The organism is Cupriavidus sp. FW306-01-F10A, from assembly GCF_058782785.1.
In genome coordinates, this window is record NZ_JBYSYA010000002.1 from 66,056 (window position 1) to 88,729 (window position 22,674).

The 22,674-nt window shown below is 68.8% G+C and carries 21 protein-coding genes; 13 read left to right on the forward strand and 8 right to left on the reverse strand.

Annotation, left to right across the window (positions count from 1 at the left end; all coding sequences use genetic code 11):
• Positions 1–95 precede the first annotated feature (95 nt).
• Complete coding sequence (locus AC3WLF_RS03240) at positions 96–881, forward strand: BspC domain-containing protein (RefSeq protein ID WP_492320882.1); 786 nt, start codon at positions 96–98, stop codon at positions 879–881.
• Positions 882–973: 92 nt separating this feature from the next.
• Here AC3WLF_RS03240 and AC3WLF_RS03245 read toward each other — a convergent pair whose 3' ends face one another.
• Both AC3WLF_RS03245 and yaaA read right to left on the reverse strand, forming a co-directional pair.
• Positions 974–2,116: a M14 family metallopeptidase gene (locus AC3WLF_RS03245; protein WP_010809076.1), complete on the reverse strand. Its 1,143-nt coding sequence runs from the start codon at positions 2,114–2,116 to the stop codon at positions 974–976.
• A 26-nt stretch (positions 2,117–2,142) separates the two neighbouring features.
• A complete protein-coding gene (gene yaaA, locus AC3WLF_RS03250; RefSeq protein ID WP_492357828.1) occupies positions 2,143–2,928 on the reverse strand; it encodes a peroxide stress protein YaaA in 786 nt (261 codons plus the stop codon).
• A gap of 49 nt (positions 2,929–2,977) precedes the next feature.
• Here yaaA and AC3WLF_RS03255 point away from each other — a divergent pair, with 49 nt between their 5' ends.
• Together AC3WLF_RS03255 and AC3WLF_RS03260 are read left to right on the forward strand one after the other, a co-directional pair.
• Complete coding sequence (locus AC3WLF_RS03255) at positions 2,978–3,505, forward strand: PIN domain-containing protein (RefSeq protein ID WP_492357829.1); 528 nt, start codon at positions 2,978–2,980, stop codon at positions 3,503–3,505.
• Positions 3,506–3,584: 79 nt separating this feature from the next.
• Entirely contained in the window at positions 3,585–4,766 is a 1,182-nt protein-coding gene (locus AC3WLF_RS03260; protein WP_492321697.1) for a pyridoxal phosphate-dependent aminotransferase, read from the forward strand.
• A 69-nt stretch (positions 4,767–4,835) separates the two neighbouring features.
• Here AC3WLF_RS03260 and AC3WLF_RS03265 read toward each other — a convergent pair whose 3' ends face one another.
• A complete protein-coding gene (locus AC3WLF_RS03265; RefSeq protein ID WP_492357014.1) occupies positions 4,836–5,480 on the reverse strand; it encodes a glutathione S-transferase in 645 nt (214 codons plus the stop codon).
• A 189-nt stretch (positions 5,481–5,669) separates the two neighbouring features.
• Between AC3WLF_RS03265 and AC3WLF_RS03270 the strand changes: the two genes are divergently transcribed.
• The 4 genes from AC3WLF_RS03270 to AC3WLF_RS03285 all read left to right on the forward strand — a co-directional run bounded on the left by AC3WLF_RS03270 (position 5,670) and on the right by AC3WLF_RS03285 (position 9,951).
• Positions 5,670–7,193, forward strand: coding sequence for a 3-hydroxyacyl-CoA dehydrogenase (locus AC3WLF_RS03270; protein WP_492357830.1), 1,524 nt, complete (start codon positions 5,670–5,672; stop codon positions 7,191–7,193).
• Positions 7,194–7,226: 33 nt separating this feature from the next.
• Positions 7,227–8,006, forward strand: coding sequence for an oxepin-CoA hydrolase, alternative type (locus tag AC3WLF_RS03275; protein WP_492352050.1), 780 nt, complete (start codon positions 7,227–7,229; stop codon positions 8,004–8,006).
• A gap of 82 nt (positions 8,007–8,088) precedes the next feature.
• Positions 8,089–8,814 (forward strand): histidine phosphatase family protein, encoded by a 726-nt coding sequence (locus AC3WLF_RS03280; protein ID WP_492321694.1) that lies wholly within the window; start codon positions 8,089–8,091, stop codon positions 8,812–8,814.
• Between the two features lie 60 nt (positions 8,815–8,874).
• Positions 8,875–9,951, forward strand: a complete 1,077-nt coding sequence (locus AC3WLF_RS03285; protein ID WP_010809084.1) for a phosphotransferase — start codon at positions 8,875–8,877, stop codon at positions 9,949–9,951.
• 69 nt (positions 9,952–10,020) lie between these two features.
• Here AC3WLF_RS03285 and ggt read toward each other — a convergent pair whose 3' ends face one another.
• Positions 10,021–11,901, reverse strand: a complete 1,881-nt coding sequence (gene ggt / locus AC3WLF_RS03290; protein WP_037024366.1) for a gamma-glutamyltransferase — start codon at positions 11,899–11,901, stop codon at positions 10,021–10,023.
• 204 nt (positions 11,902–12,105) lie between these two features.
• Here ggt and AC3WLF_RS03295 point away from each other — a divergent pair, with 204 nt between their 5' ends.
• From AC3WLF_RS03295 to AC3WLF_RS03305, 3 genes are all read left to right on the forward strand, one after another.
• Complete coding sequence (locus tag AC3WLF_RS03295; protein WP_492357831.1) at positions 12,106–13,806, forward strand: vWA domain-containing protein; 1,701 nt, start codon at positions 12,106–12,108, stop codon at positions 13,804–13,806.
• Positions 13,807–13,885: 79 nt separating this feature from the next.
• Positions 13,886–14,524, forward strand: coding sequence for a sigma-70 family RNA polymerase sigma factor (locus AC3WLF_RS03300; protein WP_492321692.1), 639 nt, complete (start codon positions 13,886–13,888; stop codon positions 14,522–14,524).
• Positions 14,521–15,738 (forward strand): hypothetical protein, encoded by a 1,218-nt coding sequence (locus AC3WLF_RS03305; RefSeq protein ID WP_492357832.1) that lies wholly within the window; start codon positions 14,521–14,523, stop codon positions 15,736–15,738. Before AC3WLF_RS03300 ends, AC3WLF_RS03305 begins: the two co-directional genes overlap by 4 nt.
• Positions 15,739–15,765: 27 nt before the next feature.
• Here the strand turns inward: AC3WLF_RS03305 and AC3WLF_RS03310 are convergent, their stop codons facing one another.
• Complete coding sequence (locus AC3WLF_RS03310; RefSeq protein ID WP_492321690.1) at positions 15,766–16,932, reverse strand: CAP domain-containing protein; 1,167 nt, start codon at positions 16,930–16,932, stop codon at positions 15,766–15,768.
• Between the two features lie 264 nt (positions 16,933–17,196).
• Positions 17,197–18,135 (reverse strand): LysR family transcriptional regulator, encoded by a 939-nt coding sequence (locus AC3WLF_RS03315; protein WP_010809090.1) that lies wholly within the window; start codon positions 18,133–18,135, stop codon positions 17,197–17,199.
• Positions 18,136–18,324: 189 nt separating this feature from the next.
• On the opposite strand from AC3WLF_RS03315, the gene AC3WLF_RS03320 reads away from it, so the two are divergent.
• Together AC3WLF_RS03320 and AC3WLF_RS03325 are read left to right on the forward strand one after the other, a co-directional pair.
• Positions 18,325–19,587: an acyl-CoA dehydrogenase family protein gene (locus AC3WLF_RS03320; RefSeq protein ID WP_010809091.1), complete on the forward strand. Its 1,263-nt coding sequence runs from the start codon at positions 18,325–18,327 to the stop codon at positions 19,585–19,587.
• Positions 19,588–19,744: 157 nt separating this feature from the next.
• Positions 19,745–20,437, forward strand: a complete 693-nt coding sequence (locus AC3WLF_RS03325) for a glutathione binding-like protein (RefSeq protein WP_492321689.1) — start codon at positions 19,745–19,747, stop codon at positions 20,435–20,437.
• 50 nt (positions 20,438–20,487) lie between these two features.
• On the opposite strand, the gene AC3WLF_RS03330 is transcribed toward AC3WLF_RS03325, so the two are convergent.
• Complete coding sequence (locus tag AC3WLF_RS03330; RefSeq protein WP_492357833.1) at positions 20,488–21,333, reverse strand: hypothetical protein; 846 nt, start codon at positions 21,331–21,333, stop codon at positions 20,488–20,490.
• A gap of 265 nt (positions 21,334–21,598) precedes the next feature.
• Here AC3WLF_RS03330 and AC3WLF_RS03335 point away from each other — a divergent pair, with 265 nt between their 5' ends.
• Complete coding sequence (locus AC3WLF_RS03335; protein WP_492321687.1) at positions 21,599–22,039, forward strand: helix-turn-helix domain-containing protein; 441 nt, start codon at positions 21,599–21,601, stop codon at positions 22,037–22,039.
• Here AC3WLF_RS03335 and ureG read toward each other — a convergent pair.
• The gene (gene ureG / locus AC3WLF_RS03340) at positions 22,036–22,665 is read right to left on the reverse strand and encodes an urease accessory protein UreG (protein WP_013956047.1); all 630 of its coding nucleotides are present in this window, start codon (positions 22,663–22,665) and stop codon (positions 22,036–22,038) included. The two genes, AC3WLF_RS03335 and ureG, sit on opposite strands and share 4 nt — an antisense overlap.
• Between the last annotated feature and the right edge of the window lie 9 nt (positions 22,666–22,674).

Consider the following 22,674-nt stretch of genomic DNA (forward strand, 5'->3'; position numbering starts at 1 on the left):
GTTTCCTCTATCATGGCATTCCTTTGCGAACCCATCTTGCCTGCCGGCCCTACGGCGCCGCGGGCAAACCCAAGAACGCACACACCGCTCACACCGTGATCCGACGAATCTCCGAACTGCTCGGCAGCCGGCTCCGCATGGTGGCTGCCGCAGTGGCCGGTGCGATCGCGCTGGCAGGCTGCGCCAATATGCCGGCCGAAGATGCCAGCGCCGGCCCGGCACCTGCCCCGGCACCCGCCGCCGCGCCCGCCCGACCTGCCGCCGCCCCGGCACCCGCCACTCCCACGCCACCCACCAAGACCGTCACCCTGCCCGACCGCGGCCGCGTCAGCCTGTCCGAGTACCGGACCCGTATGCGCGAACAACTGATGAAGACCGAGAACGCCACCAGCGACGTGGCGGACTGCGCCGCCCACGCCAGCTGGGTGGTGCCGCGCTCGGCCACCTACGATGCCCTGAAGATTCCCACCGGCGCGCTCGCAGCGGGACAGGCCACGACCGAGCCATGGAGCGGACGCTTCTCGCCGGGCAAGCAGGCCGTTCCGGTCAGCTCGGTGGTCACCTTCGCCGCCACCGCGCACAAGCGCCGCGGCAGCGACGACTGGCAGCCGGTGAAGGTGCGCTGCGGTTATGACGACGGGATGATGCTGGCGTATGAACTGCTGGACAGCGGCGGCGCCACCATCAGCGAACCGGCTGCCGCGCCGGCCGTGCCAACTGCTACGCGCACTTCGGCAAGCAAGAGCCGCAATGGGGCCAAGGGCAAGAGCACGGCATCGAAGTCAAGCAAGGCGTCGGCGTCCAGGTCGTCGAAGTCAACGAGCGCCAAGTCCACCTCCGGCTCGGCCAAGACGACCAGCAAGGCCAAGAAGAAGCAGTAACGCGATGGCGCCCGTGCGGGCGCTGGTTGTCTCCCCTCTCCCGCCTGCGGGAGAGGGGAGACAACCAGCAGCGTGCAACAGAGTCGCCAGCCTCAGCCCAGGTAGTCCAGGATCGCCTGCAGCATCGCCGTCCCCAGCAGCGCACTGCGCGCGCCATTCCAGCCGACCGCCGGATCCGGCAGGTCGGCATTGTCCTTGAACGGCATCTCCAGCGTCAGCGCCAGGCAGCCGAAGGTATGGCCGATGTACTTGGAGGCCAGCTTGAGCGCATCCGCGTTGTACTTGCTGGCCGCGTAGCCGTGCACATCCTGGAAATCCGGCGAAACCCGCTTGAAGGCCTCGATAAAGCGCTGCTGCTCGCGCCGGCGCGCCTCCGTAAAGCCCGGCAGCATCTCGCTGCCGGCGACGAAGTTGTACGGCAGTCCCTCGTCGCCATGGATGTCGAAGAACATGTCGCAGCCGCTGGCCTCGATGGCGCGGCGCACGTGGTAGACCTCCGGGCTGGTATCCGGGCTCGGCGCCATCCACTCGCGGTTCAGGTTGGCGCCGGCGGCGTTGGTGCGCAGGTTGCCGCGCGCCGAGCCGTCCGGGTTCATGTTCGGCACGATGTGGAACACCGCGCGCTCCAGCAGCTTGCGCGCAACCGGGTCGCCCGCCCACATGCCGGTGCCGGTCAGGCGCTGCAGCACGCCTTCGACAAACCATTCGGCCATGCTCTCGCCCGGGTGCTGGCGCGCGATCATCCAGATGGTCTTCTTGCCGGGGCCGGGCTGGCCCAGCGTGACACGGGTCATGTCGCGCCCGTCCACGGTGCTGCCCAGGTGCGACAGCCGCGCCAGCGGCGAGCGCTGGCAGCTGGCCAGCAGCGACAGGTGGCGCTCATCCGGATACGGCTCGAAATACGCAAACCAGATGCTGTCGTGCTCGGGCGTGAATTCCACCGTCATCACCTGGCCGTCGAAGCGCGTCGGCACGCGGAACCAGTTGGCGCGGTCGTACGAAGCCACCGCGCGGTAGTCACGCCATCCGTCCGGGTAGGTGCAGTCGCCGGCGTTCAGGAAGTGCATCCGGCACGCCTGCCCCGCCGCGCCCTGCAGGCGGAAATGGAACCACTGGCGGAAGTCTGCGTGCGAGTCGGCGCGGATGCGCAGGCGGATATCGTCGGCGCGGTCGAGCGCCTCGACCTCGATGGCGCCGGAGTCGAATTGCGAAGAGATGTGCAAGGCGGCAGGCATGGCTGGCAGTCTCGTGGCGATGGGTTTCAGTCTTCCAGGCGGCGGCGGAACACCCAGCGGGTGGCATCCGAGGCCGCGGCGTCGAAGGCGTAGCCGTCTTCGGCAAAGCGCTTGAGCTTGTCCGGCTCGGTCACGCGCTGCGTCACGGCGTAGCGTGCCATGGTGCCGCGCGCGCGCTTGGCGTGGAACGAAATGATCTTGTAGCGGCCGCCCTTCCAGTCCTCGAACACCGGCGTGACGATCCGGGCCTGCAGCACCTTGGGCCGCACCACCTTGAAATATTCTTCCGAGGCCAGGTTGACCAGCACCGGCGCGCCTTCCTGCCTGAGCGCGGCCATGTCGGCGTTGATCATCTGCGTGACATCGTCGCCCCAGAACGCGTACAGGTCCTTGCCGGCAACGTTGTCGAGGCGCGTGCCCATCTCCAGCCGGTAGGGCTGCATCCAGTCCAGCGGGCGCAGCACGCCGTACAGGCCGGACAGGATGCGGATGTGCTTCTGCGCAAAGCCGAGGTCCTCGGCCGACAGCGTCTTCGCGTCGAGGCCGTCGTAGACGTCGCCGTTGAAGGCCAGCACCGCCTGCTTGCTGTTGGCCGCGGTGAACTCAGGCGACCAGTCGCCGTAGCGCGTCACATTGAGCACCGCGAGCTTGTCGGAGATGTCCATCAGCGCGCCCACATCCTGCGGCGCCAGCTTGCGCAGGCGCTCGATCAGCGTGGCGGAACGGTCGATAAAGCGCGGCAGCGTATGGGTCTTGAGGCGCGGGGGAGTCTCGTAGTCCAGCGACTTGGCGGGAGACAAAACGATGAGCATGGCAAAATCGCGGCAGTAGCCAAGGACAAACAAGCCAAGATTGTAGCGAATGCGCCTCGACACCACCGCAACCATCCTCTTCGCCAGCCCCGCCGGCGTCACATCAGCGCCGCGCGTGGTGCTGGACTCCAACATCTGGGTGGACCTGCTGGTCTTCCGCGACCCGCATGTGGAGCCGATCCGCACCGCGCTTGAGGCCGGCACCATCGCCCCGGTGATCCGCGCCGACTGCCGCGAGGAACTGCGGCGGGTGCTGGCCTATCCGCAATTTGCCCGCTTTGACGTCGATATCAATGCCGCGCTGGCCACCGTCGACCGCCTCGCCAGCCTGGAAGCCGCGCCGCCGCAGGCCGACTACGACGCCATCCGCCTGCCGCGCTGCAAGGACACCGACGACCAGAAGTTCGTTGAGCTGGCGCATTTTGCCGGCGCCGCCTGCCTGGTATCGAAGGACAAGGCCGTGCTCAAGCTGCGCACCCGCCTGCGCCGCAGCAGCGGCGTGGAAGTGATGACGCCGCCGGCCTTCGGTGCCTGGCTGGCCGCGCTTGGCGCCGCCAGCGCCGCCGATCCGCTTTAGAATGTCGGCTCCCGGCGCCGCCTCCCCGGTGGCGCCGCACGCCTGATCGCAATCCCCACCGCATCGACACGTTCGCATCATGTCCGCAGACACCACCCACACCCAGTTGACGCCGTTGTCCCCGCCGCCCTCGCGCCTGCCCGCCGTCGGCACCACCATCTTCACCGTGATGTCCGCGCTGGCCACCGAGAAGAACGCCGTCAACCTGGGCCAGGGCTTCCCGGACTTCGACTGCGACCCCAGGATCGTCGATGCCGTGACCGCTGCCATGCGCGCCGGCCATAACCAGTACCCGCCGATGGCGGGCGTGCCGCGCCTGCGCCAGGCCATCGCCGCCAAGATCGCCAGCCTCTATGGCCACCAGTACAGCTGGGACACCGAGATCACCGTCACCGCCGGGGCCACCCAGGGCATCCTGACCGCGATCCTGTGCGCGGTGCATCCGGGCGACGAGGTGATCGTGCTGGAGCCGTGCTACGACAGCTACCTGCCCGCGATCGAGCTGGCCGGCGCCACCGCCGTGCCGGTCACGCTGGAAGCGCCGGAATTCCGCGTGCCCTTCGACAGGCTGGCCGCAGCGATCACGCCGCGCACGCGCATGATCCTGATCAACACGCCGCACAACCCCACCGGCACGATCCTGCGCGCGTCCGACATGGACCAGCTGGCGCAGATCCTGGCCGGCACCGACATCCTGCTGCTCTCGGACGAGGTCTACGAGCACATGGTCTACGACGGCCAGCAGCACGCCTCGGTCTCGCGCCATCCTGAGCTTGCGCGCCGCAGCTTCGTGATCTCGAGCTTCGGCAAGACCTATCACGTGACCGGCTGGAAAGTCGGCTACGTGGCCGCGCCGGCAGCGCTGATGGCCGAGTTCCGCAAGGTGCACCAGTTCAATGTGTTCACCGTGAACACGCCGGTGCAGCACGGCCTGGCCGACTACATGGCCGATCCCGCGCCCTACCTGCAGCTGTCGGCGTTCTACCAGGCCAAGCGCGACTTCTTCCGCGCCGGGCTGGCCAACAGCCGGTTCAAGCTGCTGCCGTCGGACGGCACCTACTTCCAGTGCGTCGACTACTCGGCCATTTCCGACCTGAGCGAGGCCGACTTCGCGATGTGGCTGACGCGCGAGATCGGCGTGGCCGCGATCCCGGTCTCGGCCTTCTACACGCAGCCGCGTGAATCGGGCGTGGTGCGTTTCTGCTTTGCCAAGAAGGAAGAGACGCTGGCGCTGGCGCTGGAGCGGCTGGCCAGGCTGTGATGAAAACAAAAACGCCCGCGATGAATTCGCGGGCGTTTTTCACACATGCGGCAGTTCAAGCCGCTTCGCTTACTGCTTGCTGCGGCTCGCCATCAGCTCAAGATTGGCCTTGCGGTCGGCATTGACCTTCTGCACCGACTCACGCGCCGACAGCGTCTTCAGGTAGTCCTTGACCGGCAGGTCGGCCAGCAGGTCGGTGCCGTAGATGATCTTGGTGCACGACGACACCAGCGGCAGGTGTGCCGCGGCGGCGCAGTCGGCCAGCGTGAAGCTGTCGCCGGCGATATACGGCGAGAACTTCGCCAGCTTGGCGAAGGCCGGGACATAGCGCGTCAGCAGCTTGTGCTGGCGGTCCTTGACGCCGTCGCTGACCTTGCCGCCGAAGAATGCCTCGGGGTACAGCTCGCGCGCGGTCAGCTCCAGGTACAGTTCCATGAAGACGACGATCTCGCGCACCTTGGCGGCCTGGTACGGGTCGCCCGGCAGCAGCGGCGTCTGCGGATAGGCTGCCTCCACGTAGTCGACGATGGCTTCGGACTCGCACAGCGGGCCGGATTCGGTGATGATGTAGGGCACCTTGCCCGCGGGCGTGGCCGCCGGGTCGGTCTGGCCGATCCAGGCCAGCACCTCTTCGAACGGCACGTTCTTTTCCAGCAGCGCCAGCTTCACTTTGTTGTAGTAGTTGCTGGCGGCAAAACCGCAGAGCTTCAGCATGTCGTCTCTCTCCGTTATTGGGATGATCCCCGCATCGCACGGTGCGGATGTCGGGTGATTGTGGACCATCCGGGGTCTGCAGTGTACCGGCTGGCCGATCAGCGCACGCCGCCTGCCCCGCCAGACTGTTGCGGAAGGTGCAAAAAACGTACGATCGTGCTAATTTAACCACAACTTTTGGGGCAACTGATGAGCACTTTCACCATCGATACGCTGGGTATCGTCGGCACCGGCGCCATGGGCCGGGGCATCGCGCAGATCGCCGCGCAGGCGGGCCTGACCGTCAACCTGTACGACGCCAACCCGCAAGCCGTGGCCGCCGCGCGCCAGTACCTGCAGGACACGCTGGCCAAGCTCGCCGACAAGGGCAAGATCAGCGCCGCCGACGCCGAGGCCACGCTGGCCCGCGTCAAGCCCTGCGGCGCGCTGGAAGACCTGGCCGGCTGCGACATGGTGCTGGAAGCCATCGTCGAGAAGCTGGAGGTCAAGCGCGACCTGATCGCCAAGCTCGAAGCGGTCCTGCGTGAAGATGCCGTCATCGCCTCGAACACGTCTTCGCTGTCGATCACCGCGATCGCCGTGGGTGCGCAGCACCCGGGCCGCATCGCCGGCTACCACTTCTTCAACCCGGTGCCGCTGATGAAGGTGGTCGAGGTCATCGACGGCCTGTCGGGTAACCCCGCGGTGGGCGACGCGCTGATGGCGCTGTCGCGCCGCATGGGCCATACGCCGGTGCGGTGCAAGGACATGCCGGGCTTTATCGTCAACCATGCCGGCCGCGGCATGAATATCGAAGGCCTGAAGGTCGCGCAGGAAGGCGTGGCCGGATTTGCCGACATCGACAACATCATGCGCGAGCAGGCCGGCTTCCGCATGGGCCCGTTCGAGCTGATGGACCTGACCGGGCTGGACGTGTCGCACCCGGTGATGGAATCGATCTACAACCAGTTCTACCAGGAACCGCGCTACCGCCCCTCGCCGATCACCGCGATCCGCGCGGTCGGCGGGCTGATCGGCCGCAAGGCCGGCGCCGGTTTCTATTCCTACGCCGATGGCCAGAAGCAAGTGCCGGCCGCCGCCGCGGTGCCGGGCGCGCGCCCGTCGAGCGTGTGGGTCAGCCACGCCAGCGAGCGCGGCCACGCCATGGTGACCAAGCTGCTGGGCGCGCTGGGCGTGACCCCGGAAGGCGGCAACAAGCCGTCGGCCGACGCGCTGATCATCGTCACCCCGCTGGGCCTGGACGCCACCACCAGCGCGCTGCAGCAGGGCCTGGACCCGGCCCGCACCGTTGCCATCGACACGCTGCTGCCGTTCGAGGCCACCAAGCGCCGCACGCTGATGACCACGCCGGCCACCAGCGCCGCCGCGCGTGATGCCGCGCACGGCCTGTTCGCCAGCGACGGCGTTCCGGTCACGGTGATCCGTGATTCGGCCGGCTTTGTCGCGCAGCGCGTGCTCTGCTGCATCATCAATATCGCCAGCGATATCGCGCAGCAGCGCATCGCCACGCCGTCGGACATCGACCTCGCCGTCAACCTGGGCCTGGGTTATCCCAAGGGCCCGCTGGCGCTGGGCGATGCGGTCGGCCCGCAACTGGTGCTGGAGACGCTGCGCAACATGGAAGCGCTCACCGGCGACATGCGCTACCGCCCGAGCCCGTGGCTGTGGCGCCGTGCCGGCCTGGGCCTGTCGCTGCTGGCCGAAGAGCAGTAAGCCCGCCACCGCCCCACCGACCGAGCCACGCCCATGCCCGCACAGTTGCTTTCCCACCGCGTCGATTCGACCCTGGTGCTGACCATCTCGAACCCCGAGGCACGCAATGCGCTGCACCCGGACATCTACGCGGCCTCGCAGCAGGCGCTGGATCAGGCCGCCGCCGATGACTCGGTGCGCGCGGTCATCATCACCGGCGCCGACGGCATTTTCTGCGCCGGCGGCAACCTCAACCGGCTGCTCGGCAACCGCAGCCAGCCGCAGGAGGTGCAGGCCGCCAGCATCGCCCTGCTGAACGGCTGGGTCGAGTCGCTGCACGCCTTTCCCAAGCCGATCATCGCGGCGGTGGAAGGCGCGGCCGCTGGCGCGGGCTTCTCGGTGGTGCTGGCGTGCGACTTCGTGGTGGCGGCCAGCAATGCCAAGTTCGTGATGGCCTATGTCTCCGTGGGGCTCACGCCCGACGGCGGCGGCTCGTATGAGATCGCACGCGCGCTGCCGCGGCCGCTGGCCAGCGAACTGATGATGGAAGGCAAGCCGATGGACGCGGCGCGGCTGGCGCAGTTCGGGCTGGTCAACCGCGTCACCGAGCCGGGCCAGGCCCTGGACGAGGCCCTGCGCCTGGCCGCTGGCCTTGCCCGCCAGTCGCCGCACGCCGTGGGCCGCATCAAGGCCCTGATCAACCACGCAGCCACGGCATCGCGCGCCGAACACCTGCTGGCCGAGCGCGACAGCTTCGTCGCCGCGCTGCACCACCCCGACGGCGGCGAAGGCATCAGCGCCTTCCTGGAAAAGCGCAAGCCGCAGTACCGCTGAAGCCGGGCGCCGGACGCCTGGCTTTACCCGAACGGCCAGCCCGCGACAGACAGGCATGCCGCACAATACAAGGAGACAACGCATGGAATTGCCGCCGTCCTCGCGTCGCCGCATCTACCTGATGCGGCATGGTGCCGTTTCATATTTCGACGAGGCCGGGCGCCCTGCCCTGCCCGAGATGGTGCCGCTGAACGAGACCGGCCGCATGCAGGCCACCGCCGCCGGCCGCGCCTTTGCCGCCGAACAGATCCGCTTCGACCGCGTCATCGTCAGCGGACTGCCGCGCACGGTGGAGACCGCGGAGCGCGTGCTGGCCGAGCTGCCGGAGATGGACGGCATCGTGCCTGAAGTCTGGCCCGCGCTGCAGGAGATCCGCGGCGGCGACCTGTCCGCGATTGCCGACCAGGACCTGCGCGACGCCTTCGTCGGCGCCTTCGAAGGCGAAGTCCCGGAACACAAGCGCTTCCTCAACGGCGAGACCATCGGCCAGTTCCTCGACCGCGTGCTGCCCGCGCTGGAGCGCCTGCGCGCCGATCCCGACTGGGACACCGCGCTGATGGTGCTGCACGGCGGCACCAACCGCGCCATCCTGTCGCAGGCCATCACCTGCGGGCGGCGCGTGTTCTTCGGCTCGCTGCTGCAGACCGCGGGCTGCATCAATGTGCTCGACATGGGCGACGGCCCGCTCGACTGGGTGGTGCGCATGACCAACTACTCGCCGCCCACGCCCGTGCACAGCGGCACGCGCCACACCACCATGGAAGTGCTGCTGCACCAGTATTTGCGCGGACGCCAGCCGCAGGGCTGAGCGCGCCGCGGACTTGATCGAATCCCAACCGATACCGAACAGAAAACCAACGGAGACAGCATGACCAGCAACGTATCGCACTTCGAGGGCACGCGCCCGGTGGCGGACCAGCAGCGCTTCGACACCGACGCGCTGGAAGCCTGGATGCGCCAGCACGTGGAGGGCTTTGCCGGCCCGCTGACCGTGGAGCAGTTCAAGGGCGGCCAGTCCAACCCGACCTTCAAGCTGGTCACGCCGGGCCAGACCTACGTGATGCGCGCCAAGCCCGGCCCCAAGAGCAAGCTGCTGCCTTCGGCGCACGCGATCGAGCGCGAATACCGCGTGATGGCCGCGCTGGCCGGCAGCGACGTGCCGGTGGCGCGCATGTACGCGCTGTGCGAGGACGAGTCCGTGATCGGGCGCGCCTTCTACATCATGGAGTTCGTCGCCGGCCGCGTGCTGTGGGACCAGTCGCTGCCGGGCATGAGCACCGCCGAGCGCAGCGCCATCTACGACGAGATGAACCGCGTCATCGCTGCGCTGCACACGGTCGACTACAACGCCATCGGCCTGGGCGACTACGGCAAGCCCGGCAACTACTTCCAGCGCCAGATCGAGCGCTGGACCAAGCAGTACAAGCTGTCCGAGACCGAATCGATCCCGTCGATGGACGCGCTGATGGACTGGCTGCCGCAGCATATCCCGCAGGAAGACGCCGACCTGACCTCGATCGTGCACGGCGACTACCGGCTCGACAACCTGATGTTCCACCCGACCGAGCCGCGCGTGCTGGCGGTGCTGGACTGGGAACTGTCCACGCTGGGCCACCCGATGGCCGACTTCAGCTATCACTGCATGAGCTGGCATATCGCCCCGGGCCAGTTCCGCGGCATTGCCGGCGTTGACTTCGCCGCGCTGGGCATCCCGGACGAAGCCAGCTACCGCCGCCTGTACGAGCAGCGCACCGGCCGCCCGATCACCGGCGACTGGAACTTCTACCTGGCCTTCAGCATGTTCCGCATCGCCGGCATCCTGCAGGGGATCATGAAGCGCGTGGTGGACGGCACCGCGTCGTCGGCGCAGGCGCTGGACGCAGGCAAGCGCGCGCGGCCGATGGCGGAGATGGGGTGGCAGTACGCGCAGAAGGCGAAGGGCTGACGCGGCAACTGCTGCAGCAAAAGAAGACGGGCGCCGAGGCGCCCGTTTTTCATCTGCATCGCGCGGCGCTCAATCCCCCAGCGCCACCCCTTCCCGCCGCGGGTCCGCACCACCGGCCCACACCACCTTGCCGTCAGGCCCCTGCTTGCGCATGATCGCCTGCGTGCCGCTGGTCATCTCGATCTCGGCCACCTGGTGGCCGCGCTGCTGCAGTGCCTGCACCAGGCCCGGCGACACCAGCCCCTTCTCCACCTCGGTCGGGCCGTTGCGGCTGCCGAAGTTGCCCATGCCGATGGCGGCCTGCACGTCCATGTTCCAGTCCAGCATGCCGACCAGGGTCTTGGACACATACTCGATGATCTGCGAGCCGCCCGGCGAACCGACCGTGGCGACCAGCTGGCCGCTCTCGCGGTCAAACACCAGTGTCGGCGCCATCGACGAGCGCGGCCGCTTGCCCGGCTGCACGCGGTTGGCCACCGGCTTGCCGTTCTCGCTCGGCACGAAGGAGAAATCGGTCAGCTGGTTGTTCAGCATGAAGCCGCGCACCATCAGATGGGAGCCGAAGTACGACTCGATCGTGGTGGTCATTGAAATCGCCCCGCCGCGGCCATCGACCGCAACGATCTGCGAGGTGGAAACGCGCGGCGGTGAACGGTCGGGCGCGTAGGCCATCGCCGTGCCCGGCGGCACCCCCGGCTGGGCCTTGCCCATGCTCTTGTCGCCGATCAGCTCCGCGCGTGTGGCAAGGTAGGACGGGCTGACCAGGCCGGTCACGTTGACCGGCACGAAGTCGGCATCGGCCACGTACAGGCCACGGTCGGCGTAGGCCAGGCGGTCGGCTTCGGAGATCGCGTGGACCGCGTCGGGATTGGCCTCCATCACCGCCGGCGTGTTCACGCCCTGCGGCTTGAGCGCGGCCAGCGCGTACTTGGGATTCTTGGTCTCGAGCGCCTGCAGCGTGCCCAGGATCTGCGCGATGGCGATGCCGCCCGACGACGGCGGCGGCATGCCGCAGATCTTCCAGCGCTTGTAGTCGGTACAGACCGGCACGCGCTGCTTGGCCCGGTAGCTGCCCAGGTCAGCCAGCGACAGCGAGCCGGCATTGCTGCCGCCGTTGACCTTGGCGACGATATCGCGCGCGATCGGACCGTTGTAGAGCACGCCGGCACCGCGCCGGGCGACATCGCGCAGGGTCTGCGCCAGCTTCGGGTTCTTCAGCACCGTGCCGGCCGGCTTGGGCTTGCCCTGTGCATCCAGGAAGTAGGCGGCCATCTCCGGCGAATTGGCCAGGAACTTGTCGGCCGCCACCTGCGTGTACAGCCGCTGCGAGATCGGGAAGCCCTTCTCGGCCAGGTCGATGGCGGGCTGGAACAGCTTGGCCCACGGCAGGCGGCCGTGCTTCTGGTGCGCCATTTCCAGCGCGCGCATCACGCCGGGCGTGCCGACGGAGCGTCCCCCGATCTGGGCCTCGCTGAACTCCATGGGCTTGCCGTCGGGGCGCAGGAACAGGTTTTCGGTGGCGCCGGCAGGGGCGGTCTCGCGGCCGTCGAAGGCCTGAACGTTCTTGCCGTCCCAGTACATGATGAAGGCGCCGCCGCCGATGCCGGTGGCCTGCGGCTCGACCAGCGTCAGCACGGCCTGCATCGCGATGGCGGCGTCGATGGCCGAGCCGCCCTGGCGCAGGATGGCGCGCCCGGCCTCGCTCGCCAGCGGGTTGGCCGCGGCAGCCATGTGGCGCTGCGCGTAGACGGTGGACATGCCCGGGCGATACCCGGAGGCAACTTCCGGGGCCGGCGGCATCGCGGCAGGCGGTGTCGTGGCCGACGGCGCGGCCGGTGCTGCGGGCGCGGCGGTCCCTCCGCCCTGGGTACCACAAGCACCGAGCAGCGCCGTCAGGGCAAGGGCCAGCGCGCCGCGCCACGCCATCGAAGAGAGGTCAGGGTGAGCCATGCGATATCTCCTGGGGAAGGATCAAACGATTGTAGTGGCGATCGGAGCATCCTGGGGCAAGAAAGTCTGACTGCCGCCACATGAGGGAGCCACATGCAGGTGCAAAAAAATTCTCCCGGCTTAACCCCGATCCCTCGCCAGCACCGTTTCATCGACAGGCCGTCATGACCGGGGACCCGCCCCGCGGCCGCTCAGGAGAACAATATGCAACTTCGCGCACCGGCCGTCATTTCCAGTCTTGCCGCCGCCCTGGCGCTGTCGGCCTGCGGCGGGCATTCGCCGTCGCTTCCCCCGGAAGTGGCCCAGCCTGTGCCGCCGCCCGCGGCCCCGGCGCCCACGCACGACCACGCCGCCAAGGCTGGCCAGGTGGCACCCGCCATGGAAATGCGCGCCATCGACCCGCGCGCCCCGCTGGCGATGCCCTACCACCTGCCGCCGCCGGCGCCAGCCGAGCGCGAACGCTACGGCGCCATCGAGGAAAACGGCGTCAGGCTGGTGGCGCAGGCGCCGGTATCCACCTTCAGCATCGATGTCGATACCGGCAGCTACAGCAATATGCGCCGCATGCTCAATGCCGGACGCATGCCGCCGGCCGATGCGGTGCGCGTGGAAGAGTTGCTGAACTACTTCCCCTATGACTATGCCCAGCCCGCCGACGGCCGCCCGTTCGCCGTGCATGCCGCGCTGGCGCCCGCGCCCTGGCACCCGGCCAATGTGCTGCTGCGCATCGGCATCAAGGGCAAGGACATGGCCAGCGCCGCGCTGCCGCCCGCCAACCTGGTATTCCTGGTGGATGTGTCGGGATCGATGAATTCGCCGGACAAGCTGCCGCTGCTGAAGTCCTCGCTCAAGCTGCTGGTGCACAAGCTGCGGCCGCAGGACCGCATCACGCTGGTCACCTATGCCAGCGGCACGCGCGTGGCGCTGCCACCCACGCCGGGCAGCGACAAGACCGCCATCAGCACCGCCATCGACCAGCTCGTGGCCGGGGGCAGCACCGCCGGCGCCAGCGGCATCGCGTTGGCCTACCAGGCCGCGCAGCAGAGCTTTATCGCCGGCGGCATCAACCGCGTGCTGCTGGCCACCGACGGCGACTTCAACGTGGGCGTGACCGACTTCCGGCAACTCAAGAGCATGGTGGAAGAGAAGCGCAGGTCGGGCGTGTCGCTGTCCACGCTCGGCTTCGGCACCGGCAACTACAACGAGCAGCTGATGGAGCAGCTGGCCGATGCCGGCGACGGCGCCTATTCGTATATCGACAACCTGATGGAAGGCAACAAGGTGCTGGTCAGCGAGATCAGCTCGACCCTGGCCACCATCGCGCGCGACGTGAAGATCCAGGTGGAATTCAATCCGGCCACGGTGAAGGAGTATCGCCTGATCGGCTACGAGAACCGCATGCTGGCGCGCGAGGACTTCAACAACGACAAGGTCGATGCCGGCGATATCGGCGCGGGCCACACCGTGACGGCGCTGTATGAGCTGACGCTGGCCGGCCAGGCCGGGCTGGTCGATCCGCTGCGCTACCAGCCGGCCGCACCCGCGCCGGGGCGCGACGGCGAGCTCGCGCACATCAAGCTGCGCTACAAGCTGCCCGCCGCCAGCACCAGCCAGTTGATGGACATCACCGTCGCGCGGCAGGCCATCCGCCCGCTGGCGCAAGGCGATGACGACTTCCGCTTTGCCGCGGCGGTGGCCGGTTTCGGCCAGGTGCTGCGCGGCGGCAAGTTCACCGGCGACTGGCGCTACGCCGATGCCCACGCGCTGGCCCAGGGCGCCCGCGGCACCGACCGCTTCGGCTATCGGGGCGAGTTCCTCAAGCTGGTGGACCTGGCACAGAGCCTGGCCACGTCCAGTCCGGCCGGCGCCACCAGCGGCGGGCCGGCCGAGCGTGCGGCACGCTGACACCAGCCCGGGCCGCAAGCCGGCGCAAGGCGGCGCGGCAGGCTGTCGCGCCGCCTTGCGCTCTCCTATACTCGGGCGCATGCAGGCACCCGCCCCCGCCCCTTCCGCCGCGCCCGCAGCCGCCACGCCCGGCGCCGCGCTGTCGGCGCTGCCCGACCACGACCTGATGCTGCTGGTGGCGGGCGGCATCATCGAGCAGCCAGTCACCGAGCTGTTCCGCCGCCATAACGCCGGCCTCTACAACTACGTGGCCTGGCTATGCCAGGGCAACCGTGGCGAAGCGGAGGACATCGCGCAGAAGACCTGGGTCAAGCTGATGACCCGCTGCGGTGACTACCAGCCGGGCGCGGCGTTCCGCACCTTCCTGTTCCAGATCGCGCGCAATACCTGGCTCGACCAGGTGCGCAGCGCCGATGCGCGCCAGCGCGTAGCGCTGGACGACCAGCCAGCGGAGATGCCGGCCGACGACCTGTCGCCGGAAGCGGAGCTGCAGTTGCGCGAGCACGCGCACCACGTGCACCGCGCGCTGCTGCAGCTGCCCGTCGCCCAGCGCGAGGTGGTGGTGCTGCGCTTCTTCAGCGACATGAGCGTCGAAGAGATTGCGCAGATGCTCGGCGAGAAGTTCGAGACGGTGAAGAGCCGGCTGCGCTATGCGTTCGCGCGCCTGCGCGCAGACCTGGCCGGCAACGTGCCGGGCTCGCAGGAGACGCCGTCGTGAACGCGGCCGACCGCTTTATCGACGGCAAGGACCGGCTTTCAGCTCTGCTGCGGGACCTGCCCGCCTACGCGCCGTCCGCTGCGCTGGCAGAGTCGGTGCACGCGGCCGCACGTGCGGCACAACAGGAGGCGGATCGCCAACGGGCCGGCGCGGCGGCCCTGCCCTTCGCCGCGCCGCCAACACTGGCCACGGCGGTGCTGCAAGAAGCCGCGCGCCTGCAGGCGGCGCAGGCCACGCGACGCGATGCGCTGCTTGCGCGCGTGGCGTCAGGCGAGCCCGCAGCGGATATCCTGGGTGCCCCGGTCGGTGCCGCTGCCAGCGCGTGGCTGCAGGCACAGGCGGAGGCGGAGGCGGCAACACCGGCACAGGCAACACGGACAGCGGCGCAAGCCATGGCAGCGCGCGCCGCGCGCGCGCGGCGCTGGTGGCGCTCGCTGGGACTCGTGGCCAGCGTTGCGGCAGTGGCCGGGCTGACCACCAGTATCGTGCTGCGGCAGATCGATGACGGCGCACTGCTGCCGGCATCGGCGCCTGAACAGGTGTCCGCCCCGGCCGCGGCACCCGCCGCAGAGATGGCAGCAGCGCCCGCACCGCAAGCTGCGGCGGAGTCCGGGACGGCCGCGCCGGCAAACCCGCCGGCCGCGAAAGCTGCCCCGGCCCCGCGGCGGGAAGAGCGCCCTGCCCCGGCGCACGCCGGGCAGCGCAGCCGCGCGCCGGCGACGGCCGGGGGCACGGCACCACGCGAGGCCACCACGCCACCACCACCGCAGGCGACCGAAAGCTTGTCCGCCCAGGCGCCGGCCGTGGCCGCCGCACCGGCCGCTCCCGCGTATCCGGCCATGGCAGAGGCAGCCCCGCCGCCGGCAATGCCGGCACCCGCGGCACCGCCGGCGGCCGCGCCGCGGGCAGACTTCGCGCGCAAGGCCGCGCCACCGATGGCGGCCGCACGCGCCCCCGCGGCGGACACCGCATCAGGCATGGTCGTGTCGATCCAGGACGACCCCGAGGCTACGGCCGCGCGCATGCCGGCGGCGGCATCGGTCACGCTGCTGGCGGCCGAACCGGACAGTGAGGCAATCAGGGAATGGGCAGGACGGCTGTGGCAATCGATGCCGGCGGCGCAACGCCCGCCGGTGCCATTTGCCGTGCAGGCCGACCGCACGCTGGCCCCGGGCCAGGTGCGCATCGAGCTGCGGCACGGCGCGCCGCAATGAGCGCGCCGCTGTGCTGGTGAGTGCGGGTCAGCGCGTGGTGAACGACCAGCTCAGGTCCACCGGCTGTGAACCCAGCCGGCCGGTGACGCGCACGCTGTAGCGCTGCTGGCTGGCCAGCGGCGCCACCGGCGTGCAGATCGCCAGGCCGCGTGCGGCGCTGGAGAGGCCCGACGAGCGGCTGTCGACCTTGAGGCAGTTGACGTTGTTGCCTTGCGCGTCGGTGATGACGAAGTTGTCGGCATCGAACTGCAGCGAGGTGTTGATGGCCTGCAGCGATACCGGATAGCCCACGGTCTTGCCCTCGTAGCCCGGCGCGGGATTGGGGCTTTCCGAGTTGACCCAGCTGGCCGGCACGTCGGCCTGGCCGTTGTACGGATAGGCCACCATCTGGTTGTCGCTGCCGCCCTTCGATGCATCGGCCAGGTCGATGGTCTGGTAGTAGCTGGCCGAGGTGCCGCTGCCATCAGGGCCCACGCGCTCGGCAAAGCCGCTGCCGGCCGAGCCGTAGCTGCCCAGCAGCGCGGCGCGGTGGAACGGCGCGTTGACCAGGTCCGACACCAGCGCGTCCTTGGGCGACATCGACAGCTGCGCATTGGCAACCGAAGTCCAGCGGTTGGCACCGGCCACCACTTCCGCGGTGGCGTTGGTCGGATAGGCGGCCTGGATGCGCTCATTGGGCGTGGCGCCGGTATAGCCCGGCTTGCCGCTGGTCTCGTCGTGGGTCAGCGTGGCGTTGGCCAGCATGTAGGCAGTGTGGTTCTGCGCCACGGTATTGAGCGGATCGCGTGCCGCCAGCGGCGGCAGGCCCACCTGCTCGCGCCGATAGTTGGCGTAGCACAGGCCGGCGCTGCGCGGCTCTTCCAGCACGCGGTAATTGCTGACCGCACTGCCGCGCGCCGGCAGCAGCGAGATGCCGCCGCCCGCCGCGGGTGCCGGCGCCGTGCCGCTGACGGTATAGCAGGCACCTGCCGTGACAGGCGTGCCGGAACTCGGGCCGGAAGGCGCGCTGGCCGGCCCGCTCGCTTGCGATGCGCCCGACGAAGCAGCGCCGTCGCCGCCATCGCCACCACCGCCGCCACATGCGGACAGCGCCAGCGCCGCGGCGGCGCAAAGGGTAGTCAGGGCGAGCGTGGTGCGCCGCGCGCGTCGCAGCGGCATGGATTGGTGATCAGCAAGCAAGCGTTTCCCGGTCATCGTTCTGAATCGTCGTGGTCATCGGAGGAAGGAACCTGCCCCGGGGGATCCGCAGGCGCGGACAGCCGGCGCGGCAACCATCGCCAGCACCGTGCGGACACGGGCTCGCGGCGGCGGCGCCGGGGGCAGAAAGACCGGACGATGGTATGGGCGCGGACCGGGAGGGTCTAGCCCGTGAACAATTCCTTACGTGTGACCCGCGCGCGCCGCACCGGGGCGCCGCGGGGGTCGCTTGCGGTGCCCGCCGTGCGGGCGCGGGGGCACTTAGCTGGCGGCGGCTACGTCGGCCATGCCGGTGCCGAGCGCGGCCATCACCGCCATCAGCTGCTCGCGCAGCCAGCGGTTGGCACCGTCGTTTTCGCCGCCCGCATGCCAGTACAGGTGCAGTTCCAGCGAAGGCACCTTGAACGGCAGCGACAGCAGGCGGTTGGCATAGGGCTCATTGGCGATGCGCGCATAGCGCAGCGGCAGCGTGGCCAGCAGGTCGGTGCAGCTGACCACGCGGCACGCGGCCGCGTAGTGCTGGCAACGCAGGCGCACGCGCCGCGTCAGGCCCATGCGGTGCAGGGCCTGGTCTTCCAGGCCGGCACCGCGGCGGCGCGACGACACGTGCACATGCTCGGCCGCGAGGTAGCGCTCGAGCGTCAGCTCCTTCTTCACCAGCGGATGGTCGCGCCGCGCCAGCACCACCATCGGATCGGCCATGAACGGCGCGTGGTGGATGGCGGGCGAGACCGGCAGCAGGATGTCCAGCGCGGCGTCCAGCGTGCCGGCCAGCAGCTCGGATTCCATCTCGCGGCGGTCGAAGCGGATCGCGGCAATCTCCACCTGCGGCGCCATCGCCGTGACGCGCGCCATCAGCGGCGGCAGCAGCGTGGATTCCAGCGCGTCGCGCATGCCGATGGTGAAACGCCGCACGGTATTGGTGGGATCGAAGTGCGGCGTATCCTGCAGCGTGCGCGCGAACGATTGCAGCGCGCTGCGCACCTCGGCGGCCAGCGAGCGCGCCAGCGGCGTGGGCGCCATGCCCTGCCCGCGCCGCTCGAACAGCGGATCGTCGAACAGCGTGCGCAGCCGGCCCAGCGCATGGCTGACCGCGGGCTGCGTCAGGTTGAGCTGGCGCGCGGCCGCGGTGATGCTGCCTTCGCTGTAGATGGCGTCGAACACCACGAAGAGATTCAGGTCGATGCGGGAGAGCTGCATGCCGGGGATTCTGTCACGGAATGCAGGGAATTGATACTGGCAAATCCAGAAAATTCATTTTTCTTATTACCAGCTTTCAGATAGAGTGCATTCCATCGGCCCATGCCGCACTGATGCCGAGGCCTGCCGAGGCCAACGAGGCGCCGCCGCCCACCCCGGCGTCCACTGATTCCGTAGCGAGGAGACCACATGGATTTCGAATACAGCCCGAAGGTCAAGGAAATGCAGGCCAAGCTGCTGGCCTTCTTCGACCAGCACATCTACCCGAACGAAAAGCGTTTCGCCGCGGAGATCGACGCCAACCGCCGCGCCGGCAACGCCTGGGTGCCGACCAAGGTGATCGAGGAACTGAAGCCGCTGGCACGCGCGGCCGGCCTGTGGAACCTGTTCCTGCCGCGCTCGCCGCGCGCCCCGCAGGGCCTGTCGAACCTGGAATACGCCACGCTGTGCGAAATCATGGGCCGGGTGCCCTGGTCGGCCGAGGTCTTCAACTGCGCGGCCCCCGACACCGGCAACATGGAGACGCTGGAGCGCTATGCCTCCGAGGAACTGAAGGACAAGTGGCTCGAGCCGCTGCTGGCCGGCGAGATCCGCTCAGCCTTCCTGATGACCGAGCCGGCGGTGGCCTCGTCGGACGCGACCAATATCGAATGCCGCATCGAGCGCGACGGCGACCACTACGTGATCAACGGCACCAAGTGGTGGTCGTCGGGCGCGGGCGACCCGCGCTGCAAGGTCTACATCGTGATGGGCAAGACCAATCCCGACGCCGGCCGCCATGAGCAGCAGTCGATGATCGTGGTGCCGGCCGATACCCCGGGCATCACCATCAAGCGCTTCCTGCCGGTGTTCGGCTACGACGACGCGCCGCACGGCCATATGGAGATCGAGCTGAAGAACGTGCGCGTGCCGGCCTCGAATATCCTGCTGGGCGAAGGCCGCGGCTTCGAGATCGCGCAGGGCCGCCTGGGCCCGGGCCGCATCCACCACTGCATGCGCAGCATCGGCGTGGCCGAGCGCGCGCTGGAACTGATGTGCAAGCGCGCACTGTCGCGCGTGGCCTTCGGCAAGCCGGTGTCCAGCCAGGGCGTGACGCAGGAACGCATCGCCGAAGCCCGCTGCGAGATCGAGATGGCGCGCCTGCTGACGCTCAAGGCCGCGTACATGATGGACACCGTGGGCAACAAGGTGGCCAAGGCCGAGATCGCCATGATCAAGGTGATCGCCCCCAACGTGGCGCTGAAGGTGATCGACTGGGCCATCCAGGTCCATGGCGCCGCCGGCGTCTCCAGCGACTTCCCGCTGGCCAACTGGTGGGCGCACCAGCGCACGCTGCGCCTGGCCGACGGCCCGGACGAGGTGCACCGCAACGCCATTGCCAAGCTGGAGCTGGCCAAGCACATGAACCTGAATCCGGACGACATCAGGATGCCGGTGGCACGCGGGTTCTGACCGCCTGGCAACGCCGCGGGGCTTCGGCCCTGCCGGCAGTATGGAAAACGCGCAGCCAGTCTGCGCGTTTTTTTCTTCTGTGCTTAAATCGCCCGGTTCGCCACGTCAGTGGTTGATGTGGCCATCCCCAACGATCGCAGCCAGGAGATCTTTTGCGATGATCGACGTCTACACCTGGGCCACGCCCAACGGCCACAAAGTCCACATCATGCTGGAAGAATGCGGCCTGGAGTACAAGGTCCATCCGATCAACATCGGCGCCGGCGACCAGTTCGGCGAGGACTTCCTGAAGATCAGCCCCAACAACAAGATCCCGGCCATCGTCGACCCCGACGGCCCGGACGGCAAGCCGATCTCGCTGTTCGAATCGGGCGCCATCCTGCTCTACCTGGCGGGCAAGACCGGCAAGTTCCTGCCCGCGGACGTGCGCGGCAAGTACGAGGCGCTGCAGTGGCTGATGTTCCAGATGGGCGGCGTGGGCCCGATGCTGGGCCAGGCGCACCACTTCCGCATGTACGCGCCCGAGAAGATCGAGTACGCGGTCAACCGCTACACCAACGAGGCCAGGCGCCTGTATGGCGTGATCGACACGCAGTTGTCAAAGCACGCCTACCTCGCCGGCGAGCAGTACACCATCGCCGACATCGCCACCTTCCCGTGGCTGCGCAGCTGGCAGAACCAGGGCGTGAACCTGGACGACTACCCGAACCTGAAGCGCTGGTTCAACGAGATCGCCGAGCGCCCCGCGGTCAAGCGCGGCGTGGAAGTGCTGGCCAGCGCGCGCAAGGCGCTGCAGGACGACAAGGCGCGCGAGGTCCTGTTCGGCGCCACGCAATACAAGCGGCACTGAGCACGGCACTGCGGCGGCCGGGGCGCTGGCCCCGGCTGACCCGCCTGGTATCAGACCGGCGCCAGCGCGTGGCACGCAATCGCATACCCGTCCGCGCGCCGTCCGCCGCGCGCCGCAACACCAACCTCGACGTCATCGCCCGGCCCGAAGCAGCACAGCAGGCCGGTGCCCGGCAACAGCACGTCGAGCCGGCATGACTCGTGCGGGTCCGGCGCGTAGAGCGTGCCGGGCTGCAGGAAGGCCATGTCTCCACCGGCCCGCACCAGCGCGCCATGCCAGTGCAGGCCGATGGCGCCGCGGTAGCACAGCGCCCAGCGCAGCCCGCGCGCTTGCAGCCGCTGCGCCCAGTCATCGCCCGACTGGTCCAGCTGGATGAACTCCGGCCGCATGCCCTGCTCCGGCTGCGGGCCCTCTGCCCGTACCTCCTCTGCCGGCAACACGTGCATCCCCGCCACCCCCTCGGCGCCATTGGCCCCGACCGCGGCAATGCCGCCCAGCGCGCAGTGCCACCCGCCCGCAGGCAGCACCACCGGCCGCGAGGCATCGGCCGGCCCTTGCGGCACGGTGCGCACCAGGATGGAGTCGACCATCGCCTGCACCTGCATCGGCACGCCTGGCGCAGGCGCAAACAGCTCGCCGCCGCCCATCAGCAGGCAGCCGCGCCCGGGCGACCACAGCCGCAGGCCCCCGCGCAGGCAGCCCCACCATTCATGGCAGTCCGCGGCAAATTCAGCCTGGGTCTCGCCGGCGCAGAGAAAGACGTAGTCGCAGGTGCTGCCGAGGCCGGCAGCAGCGGCAAGCAAGCGTGACTGGAACCCGGGAATGAAGTCCGACGGCGCGTGGCGGTCGGCATGGAGGGCGCGCATCCGCGCCTCGAACAGCGTGAAGATCTGCATGGCAATCCCCCTGCAGGGCGACAGGCCGCAAGGCGGCTGTCCGCGCAGCTCGGCGCACGCATGACAGCGTTGCGCGCAGCATTGCGCAGTGGCCCGTTTGGCTCGGCCATGCAGGCCGTCCGGTTGATGCCATCGTGTCGCGCCATTTTGCCTGGCGCACCCCTCAATTTGCGGGTCGGACACCGATAGTGAGGAAGAGGATAAGTTGTCGTGGCCTCAAGGTCAAACCCTTAGCCTCAGACCACTCCGAACCTTTCACGACCCCATGACTTCTCGAAATCTCAGACTATTCGGATTGCATCTTGCCTGGCTACGCAAGCAGCGGGGCTGGTCCCAGGAAACCCTGTCGCTTGAGAGCGGGCTGTCGCGCTCATACCTGAGCGGCATCGAAAGCGGCAAGCGCAACCTGGCGCTCGCCAACATCTGCAGGCTGGCCGAGACGCTCGCCGTGCCAACCCCGGAGATGCTCGACTTCAGCCGCCATGACGCCAGCCAGCTGCAGGTGGAACAATCGCGCGCGCCCTTCGGCAACCGCCAGCGCGCGGCGATCGAGGCCACCGTGCGCCATATGGCAGAGCTGACCGAGCCCGAGCTGAACCTGGTGGCCGCGGTGGCGCGGGCGCTGGCGGGCAAGGGCAGCTTCCGCCCGTCGCTGACTCACGCCACCAACGCCGCGCCCGATGCCAAGGGCGACAGCGCAGACTAGACGCCCAGCATGCCCTGCCGTTCGATAAAGCGGATCACCTCGTCCAGGCCCTGCCCGGACTTGACGCTGCCCATCACGAACGGCCGGGCGCCGCGCATCTTGCGCGCATCGCTCTCCATCACTTCCAGCGATGCCCCGACGTATGGCGCCAGGTCCGTCTTGTTGATCACCAGCAAGTCGGACTTGGTAATGCCCGGCCCACCCTTTCTCGGAATCTTCTCACCGCCGGCTACGTCGATGACGTAGATCGTCAAATCAGAAAGTTCTGGGCTGAAGGTGGCAGCGAGGTTGTCGCCGCCGGACTCGATGAAGACCACGTCAGCATCCGGGAAGCGCGCCAGCATGCGGTCCACCGCCTCCAGGTTGATCGAGGCGTCCTCGCGGATCGCGGTGTGCGGACATCCGCCCGTTTCCACGCCCATGATGCGTTCCGCCGGCAACGCGCCGGAGATCGTCAAGAGGCGCTGGTCTTCCTTGGTGTAGATGTCGTTGGTGATGGCAACCAGGTCGTAGCGGTCGCGCATCGCCTTGCACAGCATTTCCAGCAGCGTGGTCTTGCCGGAGCCAACCGGGCCGCCGACGCCGACGCGCAGCGGAGGGTTCTTCTTGGTACGGGCCTGGGTCATGGTGCGGTA

Excerpts from the sequence above, each read along its gene's own strand:
- AC3WLF_RS03245 (WP_010809076.1), bottom strand. The coding sequence starts at position 2,116 with ATGCCTGCCGCCTTGCACATCTCTTCGCAATTCGACTCCGGCGCCATC.
- yaaA (WP_492357828.1), bottom strand. The coding sequence starts at position 2,928 with ATGCTCATCGTTTTGTCTCCCGCCAAGTCGCTGGACTACGAGACTCCC.
- AC3WLF_RS03255 (WP_492357829.1), top strand. The coding sequence starts at position 2,978 with ATGCGCCTCGACACCACCGCAACCATCCTCTTCGCCAGCCCCGCCGGC.
- AC3WLF_RS03260 (WP_492321697.1), top strand. The coding sequence starts at position 3,585 with ATGTCCGCAGACACCACCCACACCCAGTTGACGCCGTTGTCCCCGCCG.
- AC3WLF_RS03265 (WP_492357014.1), bottom strand. The coding sequence starts at position 5,480 with ATGCTGAAGCTCTGCGGTTTTGCCGCCAGCAACTACTACAACAAAGTG.
- AC3WLF_RS03270 (WP_492357830.1), top strand. The coding sequence starts at position 5,670 with ATGAGCACTTTCACCATCGATACGCTGGGTATCGTCGGCACCGGCGCC.
- AC3WLF_RS03275 (WP_492352050.1), top strand. The coding sequence starts at position 7,227 with ATGCCCGCACAGTTGCTTTCCCACCGCGTCGATTCGACCCTGGTGCTG.
- AC3WLF_RS03280 (WP_492321694.1), top strand. The coding sequence starts at position 8,089 with ATGGAATTGCCGCCGTCCTCGCGTCGCCGCATCTACCTGATGCGGCAT.
- AC3WLF_RS03285 (WP_010809084.1), top strand. The coding sequence starts at position 8,875 with ATGACCAGCAACGTATCGCACTTCGAGGGCACGCGCCCGGTGGCGGAC.
- ggt (WP_037024366.1), bottom strand. The coding sequence starts at position 11,901 with ATGGCTCACCCTGACCTCTCTTCGATGGCGTGGCGCGGCGCGCTGGCC.
- AC3WLF_RS03295 (WP_492357831.1), top strand. The coding sequence starts at position 12,106 with ATGCAACTTCGCGCACCGGCCGTCATTTCCAGTCTTGCCGCCGCCCTG.
- AC3WLF_RS03300 (WP_492321692.1), top strand. The coding sequence starts at position 13,886 with ATGCAGGCACCCGCCCCCGCCCCTTCCGCCGCGCCCGCAGCCGCCACG.
- AC3WLF_RS03310 (WP_492321690.1), bottom strand. The coding sequence starts at position 16,932 with ATGACCGGGAAACGCTTGCTTGCTGATCACCAATCCATGCCGCTGCGA.
- AC3WLF_RS03315 (WP_010809090.1), bottom strand. The coding sequence starts at position 18,135 with ATGCAGCTCTCCCGCATCGACCTGAATCTCTTCGTGGTGTTCGACGCC.
- AC3WLF_RS03320 (WP_010809091.1), top strand. The coding sequence starts at position 18,325 with ATGGATTTCGAATACAGCCCGAAGGTCAAGGAAATGCAGGCCAAGCTG.
- AC3WLF_RS03325 (WP_492321689.1), top strand. The coding sequence starts at position 19,745 with ATGATCGACGTCTACACCTGGGCCACGCCCAACGGCCACAAAGTCCAC.
- AC3WLF_RS03330 (WP_492357833.1), bottom strand. The coding sequence starts at position 21,333 with ATGCAGATCTTCACGCTGTTCGAGGCGCGGATGCGCGCCCTCCATGCC.
- AC3WLF_RS03335 (WP_492321687.1), top strand. The coding sequence starts at position 21,599 with ATGACTTCTCGAAATCTCAGACTATTCGGATTGCATCTTGCCTGGCTA.
- ureG (WP_013956047.1), bottom strand. The coding sequence starts at position 22,665 with ATGACCCAGGCCCGTACCAAGAAGAACCCTCCGCTGCGCGTCGGCGTC.